The 17086-nt window shown below is 62.4% G+C and carries 13 protein-coding genes and 1 tRNA gene; 10 read left to right on the forward strand and 4 right to left on the reverse strand.

Annotated features, from left to right (window positions below):
* Positions 1-200: 200 nt before the first annotated feature.
* Positions 201-276, reverse strand: a tRNA-Arg gene (locus AB1555_03960).
* An 833-nt stretch (positions 277-1109) separates the two neighbouring features.
* Here AB1555_03960 and AB1555_03965 point away from each other — a divergent pair.
* Both AB1555_03965 and AB1555_03970 read left to right on the forward strand, forming a co-directional pair.
* On the forward strand, positions 1110-1415 hold the full coding sequence (locus AB1555_03965) for a hypothetical protein (protein ID MEW6245847.1): 306 nt from the start codon (positions 1110-1112) through the stop codon (positions 1413-1415).
* 290 nt (positions 1416-1705) lie between these two features.
* Positions 1706-2488 carry a hypothetical protein gene (locus tag AB1555_03970; protein MEW6245848.1) on the forward strand — a complete coding sequence of 261 codons (783 nt, stop codon included), beginning with the start codon at positions 1706-1708 and terminating at the stop codon, positions 2486-2488.
* Between the two features lie 111 nt (positions 2489-2599).
* Here the strand turns inward: AB1555_03970 and AB1555_03975 are convergent, their stop codons facing one another.
* The 3 genes from AB1555_03975 to glgC all read right to left on the reverse strand — a co-directional run bounded on the left by AB1555_03975 (position 2600) and on the right by glgC (position 6861).
* Positions 2600-3685, reverse strand: coding sequence for a DEAD/DEAH box helicase (locus AB1555_03975; protein ID MEW6245849.1), 1086 nt, complete (start codon positions 3683-3685; stop codon positions 2600-2602).
* A 100-nt stretch (positions 3686-3785) separates the two neighbouring features.
* Positions 3786-5648, reverse strand: a complete 1863-nt coding sequence (locus AB1555_03980) for a helicase-related protein (protein MEW6245850.1) — start codon at positions 5646-5648, stop codon at positions 3786-3788.
* A complete protein-coding gene (gene glgC / locus AB1555_03985) occupies positions 5623-6861 on the reverse strand; it encodes a glucose-1-phosphate adenylyltransferase (protein ID MEW6245851.1) in 1239 nt (412 codons plus the stop codon). The genes AB1555_03980 and glgC overlap by 26 nt, the downstream gene beginning before the upstream one ends.
* 103 nt (positions 6862-6964) lie before the next feature.
* Here glgC and AB1555_03990 point away from each other — a divergent pair, with 103 nt between their 5' ends.
* The 8 genes from AB1555_03990 to AB1555_04025 all read left to right on the forward strand — a co-directional run bounded on the left by AB1555_03990 (position 6965) and on the right by AB1555_04025 (position 17063).
* Positions 6965-7258: a hypothetical protein gene (locus AB1555_03990; GenBank protein MEW6245852.1), complete on the forward strand. Its 294-nt coding sequence runs from the start codon at positions 6965-6967 to the stop codon at positions 7256-7258.
* A 135-nt stretch (positions 7259-7393) separates the two neighbouring features.
* Positions 7394-8491 (forward strand): ABC transporter ATP-binding protein, encoded by a 1098-nt coding sequence (locus AB1555_03995; protein MEW6245853.1) that lies wholly within the window; start codon positions 7394-7396, stop codon positions 8489-8491.
* 2 nt (positions 8492-8493) lie between these two features.
* Positions 8494-9393 (forward strand): ABC transporter permease, encoded by a 900-nt coding sequence (locus AB1555_04000; GenBank protein ID MEW6245854.1) that lies wholly within the window; start codon positions 8494-8496, stop codon positions 9391-9393.
* Positions 9390-10172 carry an ABC transporter permease gene (locus tag AB1555_04005; GenBank protein MEW6245855.1) on the forward strand — a complete coding sequence of 261 codons (783 nt, stop codon included), beginning with the start codon at positions 9390-9392 and terminating at the stop codon, positions 10170-10172. Before AB1555_04000 ends, AB1555_04005 begins: the two co-directional genes overlap by 4 nt.
* Before the next feature lie 34 nt (positions 10173-10206).
* Entirely contained in the window at positions 10207-11292 is a 1086-nt protein-coding gene (locus AB1555_04010) for a spermidine/putrescine ABC transporter substrate-binding protein (protein MEW6245856.1), read from the forward strand.
* A gap of 141 nt (positions 11293-11433) precedes the next feature.
* The gene (locus AB1555_04015; protein ID MEW6245857.1) at positions 11434-12780 is read left to right on the forward strand and encodes a TolC family protein; all 1347 of its coding nucleotides are present in this window, start codon (positions 11434-11436) and stop codon (positions 12778-12780) included.
* The gene (locus AB1555_04020) at positions 12777-13943 is read left to right on the forward strand and encodes an efflux RND transporter periplasmic adaptor subunit (GenBank protein MEW6245858.1); all 1167 of its coding nucleotides are present in this window, start codon (positions 12777-12779) and stop codon (positions 13941-13943) included. Before AB1555_04015 ends, AB1555_04020 begins: the two co-directional genes overlap by 4 nt.
* 51 nt (positions 13944-13994) lie before the next feature.
* On the forward strand, positions 13995-17063 hold the full coding sequence (locus tag AB1555_04025) for a CusA/CzcA family heavy metal efflux RND transporter (GenBank protein ID MEW6245859.1): 3069 nt from the start codon (positions 13995-13997) through the stop codon (positions 17061-17063).
* Positions 17064-17086 lie beyond the last annotated feature (23 nt).

Raw genomic sequence — 17086 nt, forward strand, 5'->3', positions numbered from 1 at the left:
ATTGACCTTTCTACTGCGGCGAACGATGCACCGACATCTGCGTCGTTCTCGGCCCCGAAAAATCCTCAACGTATTCCAGCGAATACGCCTCCGGTTTTTCGCGGCCTGTGGCCTTGCATCTGCCGGCACCTCCTTCGCCTCGTCACGAACGGCAATGTCGGACAGGCTCCTAGTTCCGGAAATCGGTCTTGTCCGGGACGTGGCGCGCCCGGAGGGACTTGAACCCCCAACCCTCAGATCCGTAGTCTGATGCTCTATCCATTGAGCTACGGGCGCCAACCTGATGTGAAAGTTCTGAGTTTTGAGTTCCGAGCACTGACTTGACCGGTCGCCGACCGGCGAATTCGCACGCGCCCCGCCCGTCGTTCAGGCTTCAGCGGACCTTATACAGGTCCTTGCGTAGATCGGTCAAGTCGGCGTGACGGGAAACTCTGGTCCGCGGAATCGCTGGAGAAGCGGTGGACAGCGGTACCGGGGCCGCCCCCCGGCCAGGGGTGTGAGCGGCTGGGAGAGCGACCGTCCGCCCTGGCTTCATTGACCCGTAGGCGGACGGCGACCAATTTGGAAAGCAGTGGCCATGGCCGCCGGGCGGCCACCCAGCAGAATGAAAATCGCGGCTAGGCAAGAGGCAAGGGGCTCGGGGCAAGGGGGAAGAGACTCAGGCCTCTAGCCGCGGGCCTCTCGCCTAGTTTCAACGCAGGGATCGCCTTCTCTGGTCTAAATAGATGCTCTTGCTGAATCGTTGGAATAGACGCGTTTGTTGCCTGCGGTGTCGTAAGCCCCTGCGCAGGTCATGGGTCTTGCATCTACCGCCGTTGCCAGGGCGAGGCGGCATCGTGCGGTCCGAGGCATCCCTTTAAAGTTTAGAGGCGCTCTCTCCCTGATCCGGTCGGAAATGCAAAAAACAGGAGAACCTTCGGGGCAGATCCGCGCCGGCTGTCGGCGCCTGTGGCGGTAAGGGTTCGCGAGTGTGGGGATTGGCCGACTGTACGTTCCGGCGCATGGATGCATGCCTGCGGAGACAGTCTGCATAATCCGCTAAATCCATACACGGAACGGACCGCCTGGTGTACCATCGTGATGTTTCTGCGCATCGACGGAGGGCGGTCATGTCGAACGAAGAAGCTGGAAACGGAACGGTCGTGACGGAACGCGCGATGACGGTGATGCCAACCCTTGCCGCGAAGCCCGGTCCCGAGAGCGAGAGTCGCACGAGAACGCCGGGCCTGCTGTTTCTGATTGCAGGCGCCGTCTTGGCGGCCTTGATCGGCACCTGGCTCGTCTGGTTATCCGCCTACATGCAGCGGACCATGGCGGAAGAGGAGATTCGGGCGGCCTGCCGGCGGGTCATGCCGGAGACCGCGGACCGCTGCTTCGACACCGTGATCATTCAGCGGGGCGGCGCACGCCGATGAACCGAAACGGTGTGATGGGTGCGAGATGGAAAAAAGAGGAGGCTTGCCACCGGCCTGCCTGCGTTCGATTATACCGAGCCGCGGCATGGGTCGCCGCGGGGTTGACCGTTTGGGCGGCAGGATCCGCTGAAGCCAGCGAGAACTTCCAACGGTCCAATGTCAGCGTGGCGGTGGGGCTTGCCGGTTGGATGACACAAGGCGAGACCACCTGGAGCCATAACGCGTCGAGACCAGGTTCCCCCTTTGGGAATCCGACCTCAAGGCTCGAGTACAAAGACGTCGGTACCAACGTGATTGAATTCTCCGGCAAGGTGAAGTTCGCCCGGCGGTGGTTCGTGCGGGCAAACTACGGGACCGCTGCGATAGGAGGCGGACGTCTCACCGACGACGATTTCCTTGCAGCGGACGGAGGAAACCCTTCGTTGCGGACGTTCAGCGATCTCAAAGGAGACAACATCTGGTACGTCAACGGGGACCTCGGATTCACGGTGCTGAATTACCCGGGCCATCGCGGGACGCTCGATCTGGTAATCGGCTATCAGTATCGGAGAGAAAAACACGTCGCGAGCGGGGTTACTCAGGTCATATGTACTTCGGCAGGTGCTACAACAGATTTAGATCCTGCACCAGGATTGCAGCCTCTCTGTAATCCCGGGGCTGCTCCTGTTAGCGGTGTGACCGTCATCACCAACACCCAGACCTGGAGTTCGCTCAAGCTCGGAGTGGAGACCGAATATCGGATCACGCGGCGGTTGAGCGTGGAGGGCAAAGCCGCGTTCCTTCCATTTACCTCGCTGAGCAATACGGACGTTCATCACCTCAGGACCGACCTTCAACAGAACCCCAGCTTTGAAATGACCGGTACCGGCATCGGCGCCAACTTGGAAGGCGATGTGAGCTATATGGTGCTGAAGGGACTGGTTCTCAAGGTCGGCTATCGGTACTGGTGGAATCGGGTATCCGACGGCACCTGGAAGAATTTTCCCCGGACCTCCCCCTCCGAGACATTCAACCTGAATGAGTTTGAAAACATCCGCCAGGGCCTCACATTCGGCGCGACCTATATGTTTTAGAGGCTGTGTGGAAAATAGCGAGCAGCGAATAGCCGGCAGCTAGCAGCTCTGCGCGGCTCGCCATGGACATTTTCATGATGGCGAGTGAGCCGAAAGGTCATGCAGCCCGTGTTAGCGGGACCGCGGAGGGAGGGTCTCGTCTTCGTAATGGGCGAACAGTCGTTTGGCTTCCGGGTGCAGCGCGCCGGGATGACCGTAGGGAATACCGGCCGTTCGAAACAGCGGGACCAGTTTGCCGTTTGGATGCAGGTACCCGGCGCGCAGCGGCACGGACCGTTTCGCGTGCTTGACCAAGTGGCAGGGGGTCGGCCGGATCGAGGTCAGCCAGTCGGCGATGTCGTGCGGGTTCCCGATGGAGGCTGAAAGCAGCAGCAACCGGGCCTGCGAGGGACAAAAAATGATGGTCTCTTCCCACACCACTCCGCGTTCCGGATCGGCCAGATACTGCGATTCATCCATGATGACCAAGCCCAACGTATCCAGCCGCACGTCGATTTCACCGCCCGCCGCATCGTAGAGCAGATTCCGGAGAATCTCCGTCGTCATGATCAGCAGCGGGGCCTGAGCATTGTCCCGCCGGTCTCCGGTCAGAATACCGACCTTGTCGGCCCCGAAGAGGCGCGAGAATTCGGTGAATTTGGTGTTCGAGAGGGCCTTCAGCGGGGAGGTATAGATCACCGTCCGATTGTCGTCCATCGCCCGCCGCGCCGCCTCGATCGCGACATACGTTTTGCCGCTGCCGGTCGGCACGCTCACGATGACATCCGTTTCGGCCAGGCGGGCCAGCGCTTCTTCCTGCCAGGCGTCAGGGACGAACGGCTTCGGCTCAGGCACGCCGAGACCTTCCAGCCATGAAGCGAGGGTGCAGGCCGGCTCCGAAGATTCCGGTTCCGGCGGTCTGGCGTGGGTCTTCCCGGGTTGAGTCGGCGCGTGGTCATGCCGGCGGCTGGGTTTCGCCGAGCGCGGGTGGTCCGCAAGCCTCGGCTCCGATGGAGACTGGCGGTTGACCCGTTCCTGGATGAGCGTGTGGAGGTCCGACTCCAGTCCTGCCCGGTTTTCGGCGGAATGCCGAAGGAGCAGTTCGACCAGGCGTCGCTTGCCCAACCGGAAATGGCGATGCACTCGTCCCCGCGCCAGGCGATGCAGCAAGGCGACGGGCTGCGCGGCCAGCAGTTTTTCAAGTTCGTCGGTCGTCATAGATACGAAAGGTACGTTGTCACGGGACGCGCGAGAGTTGCGAGAAAGGCGCGACGAGCCCTTCTCGCTAGTCCCGCTTGTCGCGCGTTTCTCGCGTTTGTCACGGCAATTCCTCCAGCACGCCGCGTCGCAACGCCGCGATCGCCCGGTCGGCGGTTTCGGCCAATCCCGGATGGGTGGCTTTCAAGGTATGGAGCTGCGACAGATACTCAAGCGTGCGCGCCAACAAGCGATAGATGTCCCCCTCCGCCATCGTCGTCATCTTGCAGAGGCCGATCCAGGTGAGAGTCGGATCGCCGACCCATTTTTCCGTCAGCGCCGCCACGTCGGCCCGGAGCAGCGGCGGGTCTTCGTGCGGGGCCAGCGTCTCGGCGAGTCGCCGGACTTGCCACAGCAGCGACGAGAGGCCGGGGCTGGCGCGCGGGAATGCGCCCGGGCGGTCGTCGTCGTGGGCGATGCTGGCCATGACTCCGGCCAGGAGTTGCGGATCGGCTCCCGTGAAGGCCTCGGCGCGGATCAATTCGGTGATCAGGAGCGAGTGGTCGATGCGGATCAATCTCGCCCATTCGCCGTCTTCGGTGAGATGCGCGGTCGGCGTGAGGTACCCGAATTGCTGGAGCACTTCGACTTTGGCCTGGAACCGATGCCACAGGCTCGTGCGCAGGGCTTGGATGGCTTTCGTGTGACGCTGGATGTCCTGCCGGAGCCTGAGCGCCGTCGCGTGGTCCTTCTGACAGGCGGGACGCGATGGACAGGTCGGACAGGGGAAATCGTCGAGCGTTTGGGCGATGGCGCTTTCCGGGATCGATTCCTGCTCATCGTGTACGAGGATCGGCAGGATCGGAATGCGGGCGGGCAATTCCTCCAATTGTCGCGACAGGTCGTCGAGGCTCTTCGGGGTGCACCAGGGATACACCGGCGCCTCCTCGAACTCGAACACCCGGTCGAAGACCTGGGTGATGCTGGCGACCGGACATTCCGTGACGGCCCCGCCCGGCCGCAGCACGGTGACCATCGGGCTGCGCTGGCCTCGGCTGCGGTATTGTCGCAGCACGACGCCGCGTCCTCTTGTCAACCCGACGACCCGTCCCGGCGTGAGAAAATGCAGGCGGGCGGCGAGTTCCGGCGGCTCTTTGCGCCGGATGTGAGCGCGGTGCGCTTTCTGCTTGCGGGCGTGATCAAAGATTTGCCACTGGGTGATCCAGTCGGTACACACACGCGGGCCGTAGGGTTGCATCAGTTCGTGGAGGACGTCGAGCTTCTGTTCCAGCGTCTCGGCGCGCTGGTTGAGCTGAAACTGGGCGAAGCTCTTGGCGAGGATCGGTTGGATCTGCTCCAGCGGGTGGGCTTTCAGGAGATTGAGGACCATCGGATAGGTGATCACGAACTGGCTGTCGATCGGCTCGGGGTGTCCGGTCAGCCCTTTCGTGATGACGCTCAGATCGATGTACGGCGACGGTGTGACGATGGCGAAGCCGACCATGTCCTTCCCGCGCCGTCCGGCCCGTCCGGCCAACTGCTGGATCTCTCCGATGGTGAGGTCGGTGAAATCCTTCGTCTTGCGGACGCTCGATTGGGTCAGCACGACGGTCCGAGCCGGAAAGTCCACGCCGGCCGCGAGCGTGGTCGTCGCGAACACCGCGTCCAGGCACCCTTGTCGCATCAGCTCTTCCACGGCGATTTTCCAGGACGGCAGATGCCCGGCATGATGGGCTGCGACGCCGATCTGTTTGACCGTCTCCAAGAGAGGATGGTCGGCGATGCTGGGAAATTGAGCGATGACCTGATCCAGCACGGCTGCGATGGCCCGCTGTCGGGCCGGCGGGAGGAGCGCCTGGTCTCGCTCGAAGGCCTGCATGGCTTCGTCGCACGCGCGACGGGAAGTCAGAAACACGATGGCGGGCGTCAGGTGCTTCTGGCGCAGCGCGGTGATCAGGTCAACCGGATGGATCGAGGGAGGCATGCAGTTTCATTCCCTTGGAAATGACCACGAGGCCGGAGTCCGTGACCGTGAAACGCCGACGGTCCGCGTCGGGGTTGTAGCCGATTTCGGTCTTGGGCGGGATGACCACGTCCTTGTCGATGATGGCCCGCCGGATGCGGGAATGCTCGCCGATCACCACGTTCTCCATGACGACGGATTCCCGGACGTCGGCATGATCCTGCACCCGCACGTTCGGAGAAAGGACGGAGTTCTGAACCCGTCCTCCCGAAATGATGCATCCGCCGCAGACGATGGAATCCAGCGCCACGCCCATCCGCCCGCCCTGGTAGTCCTGCGCGAAGACGAACTTGGCCGGCGGATATTGACCCTGATAGGTGCGGATCGGCCACTCCTGGTCGTAGAGGTTGAACAACGGATCCACCGCGACCAGGTCCATATTGGCTTCCCAATAGGCATCCAGGGTGCCGATGTCGCGCCAGTATTTCACGGCCTTCTTGTTCTCGTCCTGGAACTTGAACGCGTAGACCCGGTTTTCCCGGATCATGCGGGGGATGATGTCCTTGCCGAAATCATGCGCGCTGTCCTCTTTGGCGTCCTGGGTCAACCGTTCGCGGATGATCGGCGCGCGAAAGAGATAGATGCCCATCGAGGCGAAGGCCTGTGTCGGGTCGTTGGGAATGGGCGCAGGATTCTTGGGCTTCTCGTCGAAGCGCAGGATGCGGTGGTCCTCGTCCACCCCGATCACGCCGAAGCGACGGGCCTCGGCGAGTGGAATCTCGATCGCGCCGACCACGGCGTCGGCCTGTTTGGCCAACAGGAAATTGTACATGTCCGCATAGTTCATCTTGTAGACATGGTCGCCGGCCAGCACGAGCAGGAACTCCGGCTGTTCGTTGTCCAACAGGAACAGGTTCTGATACACGGCGTCCGCCGTGCCCCTATACCAGTCTTCGCTGATCCGTTGCTGCGGCGGGACCGACGCGAGGTATTCGCCCAACTCGGCGTTGAGAATGTTCCAGCCGGTGCGGATGTGCCGGTCCAGCGAATGCGACTTGTACTGGATCAGTACGACGATCTGCCGGAGGCCGGAATTCAGGCAGTTGCTGAGGGTGAAATCGATGATGCGATATTTTCCGCCGAAAGGAACCGCCGGCTTGGCTCGGTGCTCGGTCAGGGGATGGAGCCGCTCGCCTTTGCCCCCGGCGAGCACCATGGTCAGGATTTTCCGCATGGTGCCGGCATTGTAACAGGAGGGAGGCCTAAAAAGAAGGGATGATTGACATCGACGGCGGCCGGGACGATACTACGCGGCAATCACCGGCGAGGAGCGGACGATGCGAAAGACGGCGGTCACGAAGCGGACCGACAACGAGGCGCCTGCGGCGAAGGCACCCGGGTCCGAGGCGACGATCAGGGGCGTGCTGTGGCGGTTGGATCGACTGGAGCGTCAGTTGCAGAAGTTGTCGGAACTAGTCCGGGATCACGCCGAAGACGCGGACCGGCTGGTGCGGATCGTCGCCGAAGACCGGGACGTCATCCGCCGGGAACTGCTGAGGAAACATCAGGAAACAATCCGAGTCCGCAAACACCTGCGCGACGTCAGCGCCAAAGTCGGCCTCGATCGCTGAAGAGCCGGCGCCGGTCCGCGTCCTCGATCGGCATGGCGTTCCGGCGGTTTCCCCGGACACAAGACGGTGTCACGCCTGACCGTGAGCCGCTCTCGATGTCGAATCTCCCGATGAACAGCGGAGGAGTCGGCGGCGGTGGCCGACTGTAGTGTCGAGACCCGCAATCTGGTGAAACGGCACGGCTCGACGACGGCCGTCGATCACGTGTCGCTGCAAATCAAGCGGGGAGAGTTTTTCTCCATCCTCGGTCCGAGCGGGGCCGGTAAAACGTCGGTGCTGCGCCTGCTCGCCGGGTTCGAGCGGCCGGATGAGGGCGAGATTCTCATCGAAGACCGTCCGATGACCGTGGTGCCGCCCCATCGCCGGCCCGTCAACCTGGTGTTCCAGTCTTACGCGCTGTTTCCTCACCTCACCGTGTTCCAGAACATTGCGTTCGGATTGGAGATGCGCCGCCTGCCCGGGGAGGAGGTCGAGTCGCGGGTCCAGGCCGCGCTGGAAATGGTCAGGCTGGGAAAGCAACGAACCCGCTATCCGTCTCAACTCTCGGGCGGAGAGCAACAGCGCGTCGCCTTGGCCAGGGCGCTCGTGAATCGGCCGGCGGTGGTGCTGCTGGATGAACCGCTGGCGGCGCTGGATCAGCAACTGCGGCAGGAGATGCAAGTCGAACTGAAGGCCATCCAGGAGCAGATCGGCGTCACCATGGTCTGCGTCACCCATCATCAGGAAGAGGCGTTGACCATGTCCGATCGGGTGGCGGTGATGGATCGCGGCCGGGTGTTGCAAGTGGGACGTCCCCACGAGATCTATGACACGCCGGCGTCGTTGTTCGTCGCCCGCTTCATCGGGCTGTCGAACGAACTCACGGGATCGGTGGTCAAGTTGGAGAACGGGATGTGCGGCGTGGACCCCTCCGGCCTCGATCCGTCCAGGCCGATCCGGGTTCGCTGCCTGCAGGATCTCGCCGTCGGTGACCGGGTCACCGTGGTGCTGAGACCGGAACGGGTCCGTCTCTCGACTGAAACGTGTCCGTCAAGGGACGGGAACGTGCTCGAAGCGAGAGTCGAGAAGGCCATCTACAGCGGTCATGAACTGCACTACCTCCTGCGGCTCTCGGATCATGTGCTCTGGAAGGCCCGCGTCGCCAACGGCGCCGGTGACCACAAGCGGTTCGCCGCCGGAGAGAGGGTGTTCATCCGCTGGAGCGCCGACGAGGGGGTCGTGTTGAGAGCGTGAACGTGCCCGTTCCATCCGACCCGATCACGACGGGTGTCGAGCCCGGAGAGACTGTGGCCCGATACCCGGGTTGGCTCCTCGCGCCGGGGCTGTGCTGGGCCATTCTCTTTTTCTTCGTTCCCCTCCTGATCGTCTTCGCGGTCAGCTTTGCGGCGCGCGGCACGTACGGCGGCGTGGTCTGGACCTTCAGTCTGACGAATTATGCCGATCTGCTCCATCCGCTTTACTTCCGGATCTTCGCACAATCGGTTCTCTTCGCGGCTGTGACGACGGCGCTCTGCCTCCTCCTCGGCTTTCCCCTGGCCTATTACATCGCACGCCTCCCGCGAGGCCGGCAGGGGATCTGGCTCATGCTGGTCATGATCCCGTTCTGGACGAATTTTCTCGTCAGGACCTATGCCTGGATGTTCATCCTCCGGACCGAAGGGGTGATGAACAGGCTCCTCATCGGAGCCGGGCTGATCGAGACGCCGATCGAGCTGCTCTATTCCGACGGCGCCGTGGTACTCGGGCTGGTCTACAGCTATCTCCCGTTCATGGTGCTCCCGTTGTATGCGGCCGTCGAGCGACTCGACCCGGCGTTGGTGGAAGCGGCCTGGGATCTCTACGCTTCCCGTTGGTCGGTCTTCCGGCGGGTCGTGCTGCCGCTGGCGAAACCGGGCGTGATCGCGGGTTGCCTCCTGGTATTTATTCCGTCTCTGGGGGCGTTCATCACCCCCGATTTGCTGGGTGGCGCCAGGAGCATGATGGTGGGGAACCTGATCCAGCACGAGTATTTGGTTGTGCGCGACTGGCCGCTGGGATCGGCCCTCTCCTTCGTGCTGATGGGGTTCTTGATCGTCGCGATGGCCGTCTATTATCGGGTCGATGCGGGCATGAACCGAGAGGGGAGCCAACCGTGATTCGGCGGCGCGTCTGGCTTCAGGGGATGAGTCTCGGCAACTTGCTTTTTCTGTATCTTCCGATCGCCGTCTTGGTCCTGTTCTCGTTCAATGCCTCCCGTCTCTCGGCGACCTGGCAGGGATTCACGCTGAAATGGTATGCCGCGCTCGCCGAGGACCGGGCCCTGCTCGCGGCGACATGGAACAGTCTGCTGGTCGCGGTCGTTTCCACGTTCCTCGCGACCGGGCTCGGGGTGGCCGTCGCCTTAGGCCTGGAACGACTCGGTTCCCGCTCGCGGCGGGTGATCGAGGGCGCCATGCTGCTGCCGCTGGTGGTTCCGGAGATCATGATGGGCGTGGCCTTGATGTTGTTCTTTGTGTTGATCAGGCTGCCGCTCGGCTTGCCGACGGTCATCATCGCCCACACCGCCTTCAATCTGCCCCTGGTCATGGTGATCGTGCGGGCGAGGCTCCAAAAACTGGACCCTCGTCTGGAAGAGGCCGCTTCCGACCTCGGCGCCACGCCCTGGCAGGTGTTTCGCCGCGTGACCTTCCCCTTGCTGCGGCCGGCGGTCGTCGGGGCCGCGCTCATGGCCTTCACGGTTTCGTTGGACGACTTCATCGTCACCTTCTTCACGGCAGGCCCCGGCTCGACCACCCTGCCGCTGAAGGTCTATTCGATGATCAAGTCCGGAGTGTCGCCCGAGATCAACGCCTTGTCCGCCATTCTGGTCCTGGTCTCGATGGGGCTGGTCGGCCTTTCGCTGGCCATCCAACGGCGCGGGACATTTATTCGCTGATCCATGGAATCATTGGATCATTGACAATGAAGCAATGAACAAATCGTCAATGATGCAATTCTCGATCGCCGCTGTCCTCTGTGCAGCGGTCCTGGCTTGCCAGCCGACCCCGGAGGACGGGCCGAAGAAGAGCCCGCGGGCCGGCGGCGTCCGGGCGAGCCCGACGCTCCACTACTTCACCTGGTCCGATTACGTGAGCCCCGAGCTGTTGCGGGAATTCGAACAGCAAACCGGGGCGAAGGTCGTCGTCGACACCTTCAGCAGCAACGAAGAGCTGCTGGCCAAACTGCAGAGCGGGGCGACCGGCTACGACGTGACGGCGCCGTCGGATTTCATGGTGTCGATCATGATCGGACTCGGGCTCCTGGCCGAGCTGGATCTGTCGAACATTCCCAATGCCGCGCTGCTGGCGGAGCATTTGCAGCGTTTGCCGTTTGATCCGGAACACCGCTATTCCGTGCCCTATCTGTGGGGAACCGTCGGGATCGGCTACGACTCGAGCGTCGTGCCGGAACCGCCCGACAGTTGGTCCGTGCTCTGGGACGCCCGATACAAGGGCAAGATCAGCATGCTGAACGACCAGCGCGAAGTGTTCGGCGCCGTCCTGCGGTCGATGGGCCACTCGCTCAATACGCGGGATCCGGCCGTGATCGAGCAGGCGAAAGAGAAGCTGGTCAAACAGAAGCCGCTCGTGAAGACCTACACCAGCGAGCACTACGACCACCTTCTGGCCTCGGGCGAGGTCGTGCTCGCTCACGGATGGGGCGGCCCGGTGGCCAGGGCGATGGCCGAGCGGCCTTCGATCCGCTATGTCGTGCCGAAGGAAGGAGGAACCATCTGGTCCGATTGCCTGGTCGTGCTCAAGACCTCCCGCCACAAGGACCTGGCGATGCGGTTTGTGAATTTTCTCCTCGATCCTCGGGTAGCCGCGCTCACGTCGGATCGGTTGCTCTTCGCCTCCGCCAATCGGGAAGCCAAGAAACTGGTGTCGCCCCGGGTGAGGGACAATCCGGCCGTCTATCCGCCGGAGTCGTTGTTGGCCCGGCTGGAGTGGATGAGCGACGTCGGAGATGCGATCCGGGTGTATGATCGCGCATGGACGGAGCTGAAGATGCACTGACCTCCCGTCTCTTTGTGTTTCCCCCGGCCTGATAAATCGGTATAATACAAGCGCGTTTCGCGCGCGGGGCGTGTCGTCGCGTTGAGGTCTGTCCCCGGATTTCCCGGGGACGATCATCATGTTGAAACCTCGAGGGTGGAGTTGTCTGCAACCCTGACCCGTTGGTGGACCGGAGTCCGGTTCTCGTCCCTTGCCGTTTTGATCTTCTTCAGCACAGTCATTCCGTTGTACCCGGACACGCTGCCCGCTGCGGATGACCCGGCAACATCCGCCGTTCAGTCCGGCCCGTCGATACGGCTGAGCCTCGATGAGGCGTTGGCTTTGTTCCTGAAACAAAACCTCGACCTTCTCATCGCCAAATTCGGCGTCGAGTACGCCAGGGGACAGCAGATCACGGCCACCCTGTTCCCGAACCCTGTGTTCTCGGTTTCGACCGCGGGCTCGTTTGCAAAGAATCAGTTCGGCGAACGCTCCAACCTGACCCGCAGCGGCCAGGTCTATCCGCAGATCCAGCAACTCTTCGAGATGGCCGGTAAGCGAGGCTACCGGATCGAGAGCGCCGGGTTCGGGATGCAGTCGGCCGAAGCGAATTTTGAGGACGCGATCCGCCAACTCGGTTTCACGGTGAAGGATACCTATTACCGGGTGCAATTGGCCCAGCGGCGGCTGGCCCTGGCGGAAGAGAACCGCGACCGGTTTTCGCGCATTCTCGAAATCAATACCATTCGGTTCAAGAAAGGGTACATCGCGGAAGTCGATTTGATCCGCATCCGCCTCCAGTTCATCGATTTTCAATCGCAGGTCATCCAGTTTGTCCAGGAGGCGGACTCGGCCCGCGCCGATCTGCGTCAATTGCTCAGGCTTTCGCCGGCCGTCCGGCTCGAGTTGACGACGGAGTTGGAGTTCCATCGAATCGATCCGGATATCGATAAATTGCGGATGTTGGCTCTGGAAGCAAGGCCGGATCTCAGGGCGAAACGCCATCTTCAGGCTCAGCGCATGGCCGATTTGAAATTGGCCAGGGCGTACCGCTACCCGGATGTGACCCTCGGGGGCGGATACGCGGTCCAGGGACCGACGGGCCCGGATTTGCAACAACAGGCGATGATGAGCGTCGGCGTGCCGCTCCCGCTGTTCAACCGCAACCAGGGCGGTATCATGCAGGCCGAGGTCGCGGTGCAGACGGCGGAAGCGGATCTCAACAAGACGATCAATCAGGTGGAAAATCAGGTGGATGTCGCCTACCGGAACCTGGTGCAAAGCCGGCGCCTGGTGGAAGCGTACCTGGGCGGCATTTTGGAGGATGCGCGCGCCACCTTCACGATCGTCGAACGGGCCTACGAACGGGGAGGTGCGACCATTCTCGACCTGCTGGACGCGGCCCGGACGTCGCGGACCATTCAGCAGAACTATATCGAGGCGCTGTTCAATTATCAGCGCAACCTGTTTCAGCTCGAGAGCGCGGTCGGGCAGGAGATCACGTCGTGAAGTGGCAAGAGGCGAGAGGCGAGAGGCGATGGGTTGCGATGCTTGCCGTCTTGTGCGCGGTGTTGGCCTCCTGCGGGCGGGCGGAGGAGCCCTCCCAGTCCAATGCGGCGACTCCTCCGGTGTCACCGGCGCCGGCGCCCGTCGCCGAGGCGCAGCCGCGCATCGAAACCGCGGTGGTGGATTACAGTCCGGTCAAACCGGCACTGGTGCTGGCCGGCAAGGTGGCGTACGGCGAGGATCGCTATTCGAAGATCTCGTCTCCGCTGCAAGGGCGGGTCGTCGAGGTGCGCGTTCATCTGGGAGACCACGTGAAGGCTGGCGACACGCTGCTCGTGATCGATAGTCCGGACATCACGGCGGCCTACTCCGACTTTATCAAGGAAGCGTCGGAGCTGGAGTATGCGACCAGGGCCTATGAGCTCGCCAAGGATCTGTACGAGACCAAAGCCTTGCCCCAGAAGGATCTGAAGCAGGCGGAGAACGACTTGATCAAGGCCCGAGCCGAGTTTCGCCGGGCCAAGGAACGGCTCCTGTCGCTCCGCGTGCCGGCGGCCGAGTTGGAGAAACCCCTTGCTCAGCAGCGCATCACCTCCCGCTTTGAGATGAAGAGCCCGCTGGCCGGCACCGTGGTGGAGCGCTTTGTCACGCCGGGTCAATCCGTGGGCGGCGATCCGTCGCAGGTGCTGTTCACGATCGCCGATCTGGACACGCTGCAGGTGGTGGCGGATGTCTACGAGCGCGACCTGGCCTTGGTCAAGGTCGGGCAGGTCGCGCGCGTGACGGTCGAAGCGTATCCGGGCGTGATGTTCCCGGCCGCGATCGCCTCCGTCGGCGACGTGGTCGATCCGAATACGCGGACGATCAAAGTCCGCGCATGGGTCAACAACGAAGACCGCCGGTTGAAGCCCGAGATGTTCGCACGGCTGAACATCGACGTCGGCGATACCACTCCGTTCCTGGCGATTCCGAAGGAAGCGGTGCTGGAAGCGGACGGGAAGCACTTCGTCTACGTCGTGGAAGGACCGGACCGGTATGTCAAGCGGGAGATCAAAGTCGCCAGCGTGTCCCCCGAACAGTTTCGGGTTCTCGAAGGGCTCTCTCCGGGCCAGCGCATCGTTGTCAAAGGCGCGGTGCTGATCAAGGGCCAGGAAGTGAAGGGATAGCGTGCATGAACGTCACGCGGTCGCCTCGGTTGCGGGCGATGGGCCGAGACGATGATCGCACGAATCGTTGAAATTTCCCTCGTTCAGCGGTTTCTCCTCTGCACCCTCGGCATCAGTCTTCTCTTCGGCGGGCTCTACGCCTTTCACCTCCTCGACATCGTCGCCTACCCGGACCCCTCCCCGCCGATGGTCGAATTGATCACCCAATATCACGGGTGGTCGGCCGAGGAGATCGAACGTCAGATCACCATTCCCATCGAGGTGGCGCTCAACGGCACGCCGGGGCTCACCGACATTCGGTCGGTGTCCATTTTCGGCCTCAGCGACATCAAGGTCTATTTCGACTTCGGCACCGACTATTTCTTCGACCGGCAGGAGGTGTTGAACCGCCTCACGATGGTAACCCTGCCGCCTGGCGCTCAGCCGACGCTCTCACCATGGTGGGCGATCGCCGAAATCTATCGGTACGAATTGGCGGGAGAACACGTCAGCCTGACCGATCTGAAAACCATTCAGGACTGGGAATTGCGAAGAGAGTTCCGGCGCGTGCCGGGGGTTATCGACGTGACGGCGTTCGGCGGCACCACGAAGGAATATCACGTCGATATCGACCCGGGAAAGCTGATCAGCTACGGTGTCAATCTGCCGCAGGTGATGACAGCGCTCGCCAACAGCAACGCCAACGTCGGTGGCAATTACCTGACGGTCGGGGCGCAGAATTTCAACATTCGAGGATTGGGGCTGATCAACAGCCTCGCGGACATCGAGAACGTGGTGGTGGCGGAAAAGGAGGGGATTCCGATTTTCGTGAAGACCCTCGGCCAGGTGTCCGTCGGCCATCGCGTGCGTCTGGGAAAAGTCGGGATCGACGATCGCGACGACGTGGTCGAAGGCGTGGTGCTGCTGCAACGCGGGTACAAGGCGCTGTCCGTACTCGAGGGGGTCAGAGCGAAGGTCCAGGAGTTGAATGCCTGGAAACTGCCCGAAGGCGTGAAAATTAAAACGTTTTACGACCGCACGGTTCTGATCAACACCACGCTGGAGACGGTGACGGACATCCTCATCAGCGGCATGGTCCTGGTGTTCGTCATCCTGTATCTGTTTCTCGGCCATTTCCGCGCGGCCGTGATCGTCGCGTTGACCATTCCCTTCTCGCTGCTCTTCACGTTCACCATGATGGTGCTGATCGGGCAGTCCGCCAACCTCATCTCGCTCGGGGCCATCGACTTCGGCATTATCGTGGATGCGACGCTGATCATGGTGGAGAGCATCTTCTACCATCTGGCCCATCACCGCGGTCCCGGATTGACGCCGCCGCAGCAGATCGTCCGGGCGGCCCGCCAAGTCGGGCGCCCCATCTTTTTTTCGACGGCGATCATCGTCGTGGCCTTCATTCCCCTGTTCACGATGACCGGCGTGCCGGGCAAGATCTTCGCGCCCATGTCCATCACGTACGGTTTCGCGCTCCTGGGCGCGTTGCTGATGGCCTTTACGCTGGCGCCGGTGCTGTGCTCGCTGCTGCTGACCGGCCCGATCAATGAGCAGGACACGGCCGTGGTCCGCGTGGTCCGCCGTCTGTACGCGGGGACGTTGCGCTGGGCCCTGTCGCACAAAATGATCGTGGTGGGCTTCGTGCTGGCGCTGCTCGCGACGGCGCTCATGGCCCTCCGATTGTTGGGCGGCGAATTCATGCCGGCGTTGGAGGAGGGAAATCTGTGGGTGCGGGCGACCATGCCGGTGGATATCTCATTCGACCAGGCGGCGCGGTTGACGACCGAGATCCGGCAGATCTTCCGGCAATCCCCCGAGGTGACGACGGTCGCCTCGCAGCTCGGACGGCCCGACGACGGGACCGACCCCACCAGCTTTTTCAACGCGGAATTCCTGGCCAACCTGAAGCCGCACAAAGAGTGGCGACCCGGCCTGAGCAAAGAGAAGCTGATTGCGGAGATCGAAGAGCGACTCAAGTCGATCCCCGGGGTCATCTTCAATTTCTCGCAGGTGATTCAGGATAACGTCGAGGAGGCCATGTCCGGGGTCAAGGGCGAGAACTCCATCAAATTGTTCGGGACCGACCTGAGAGTCATGGAAGCGAAAGCCGTGGAGATCGAGCGGGTGATGCGGCGGGTGCCGGGCGTCAAGGACCTGGGCATTTTCCGTCTGATGGGACAACCCAACCTGCTGATCGAGGTGGATCGGGAGGCCAGCGCCCGGTACGGGCTCCAGGTGTCTGACGTCAATGCGGTGGTCCAGGCGGCGGTCGGCGGGCAAGCCGTCACGAAAGTCTACGAAGGCGAGCGGTTGTTCGATCTCGTCGTCCGGTTTCTTCCCGAGTTTCGGCAGGATCCCGAGGCGATCGGGAACATTCTGGTCAGCACGCCGAACGGCGCGCGCATTCCGCTCAAGCAGATGGCCAGCATCACGACTCAGACCGGCGCGTTCATCATCTATCGGGAGAACAACCGCCGCTACATCCCGATCAAGTTCAGCGTGCGGGATCGGGACTTGGCCAGCACGGTGCAGGAGGCGCAGGCCCGACTGGCCAGGGAGGTGCGTCTTCCCGAACGCTACGCTATGGAGTGGGCGGGCCAGTACGATCAGTTGAAGGACGAGCAAAAGCGGCTGACCAAGGTCGTGCCGCTCAGCCTCGTCATCGTTCTGTTTCTCCTCTACACGGCCTTCAATTCGGTCAAGAACGCGTTGCTGGTCCTCGTCACGGTGCCGTTCGCGCTCATCGGCGGCGTGCTCTCCCTGGTCGCGACGAACACGCATTTCAGCATCTCCGCGGCGGTCGGCGTCATTTCGACCCTGGGGGTGGCAATCCTAGGGGGCGTGTTGTTAATCTCTCGTATCGAGGATTTCCGCCGCTCCGGCATGCCTCTTACGGAGTCGATCATGAAGGGGGCGGATGTTCAGATGCGGCCGATCCTGATGGCGACGCTGGCGGCGGCGATCGGGCTCCTGCCGGCGGCCGTGGCGACGGGCATCGGATCGCAGGCGCAGAGGCCGCTCGCGAGGGTCGTGGTGGGCGGGATGCTGACGGCCGCGGTGCTGATTCTCCTCGTGCTGCCGGTGTTGTATGATATCGTGCACCGACGACGCGATGGACGAGAAACCTAACGCGGCGGATAGGCGACGGAACG

Source organism: Nitrospirota bacterium (assembly GCA_040755395.1).
Classification (GTDB): domain Bacteria; phylum Nitrospirota; class Nitrospiria; order Nitrospirales; family Nitrospiraceae; genus DATLZU01.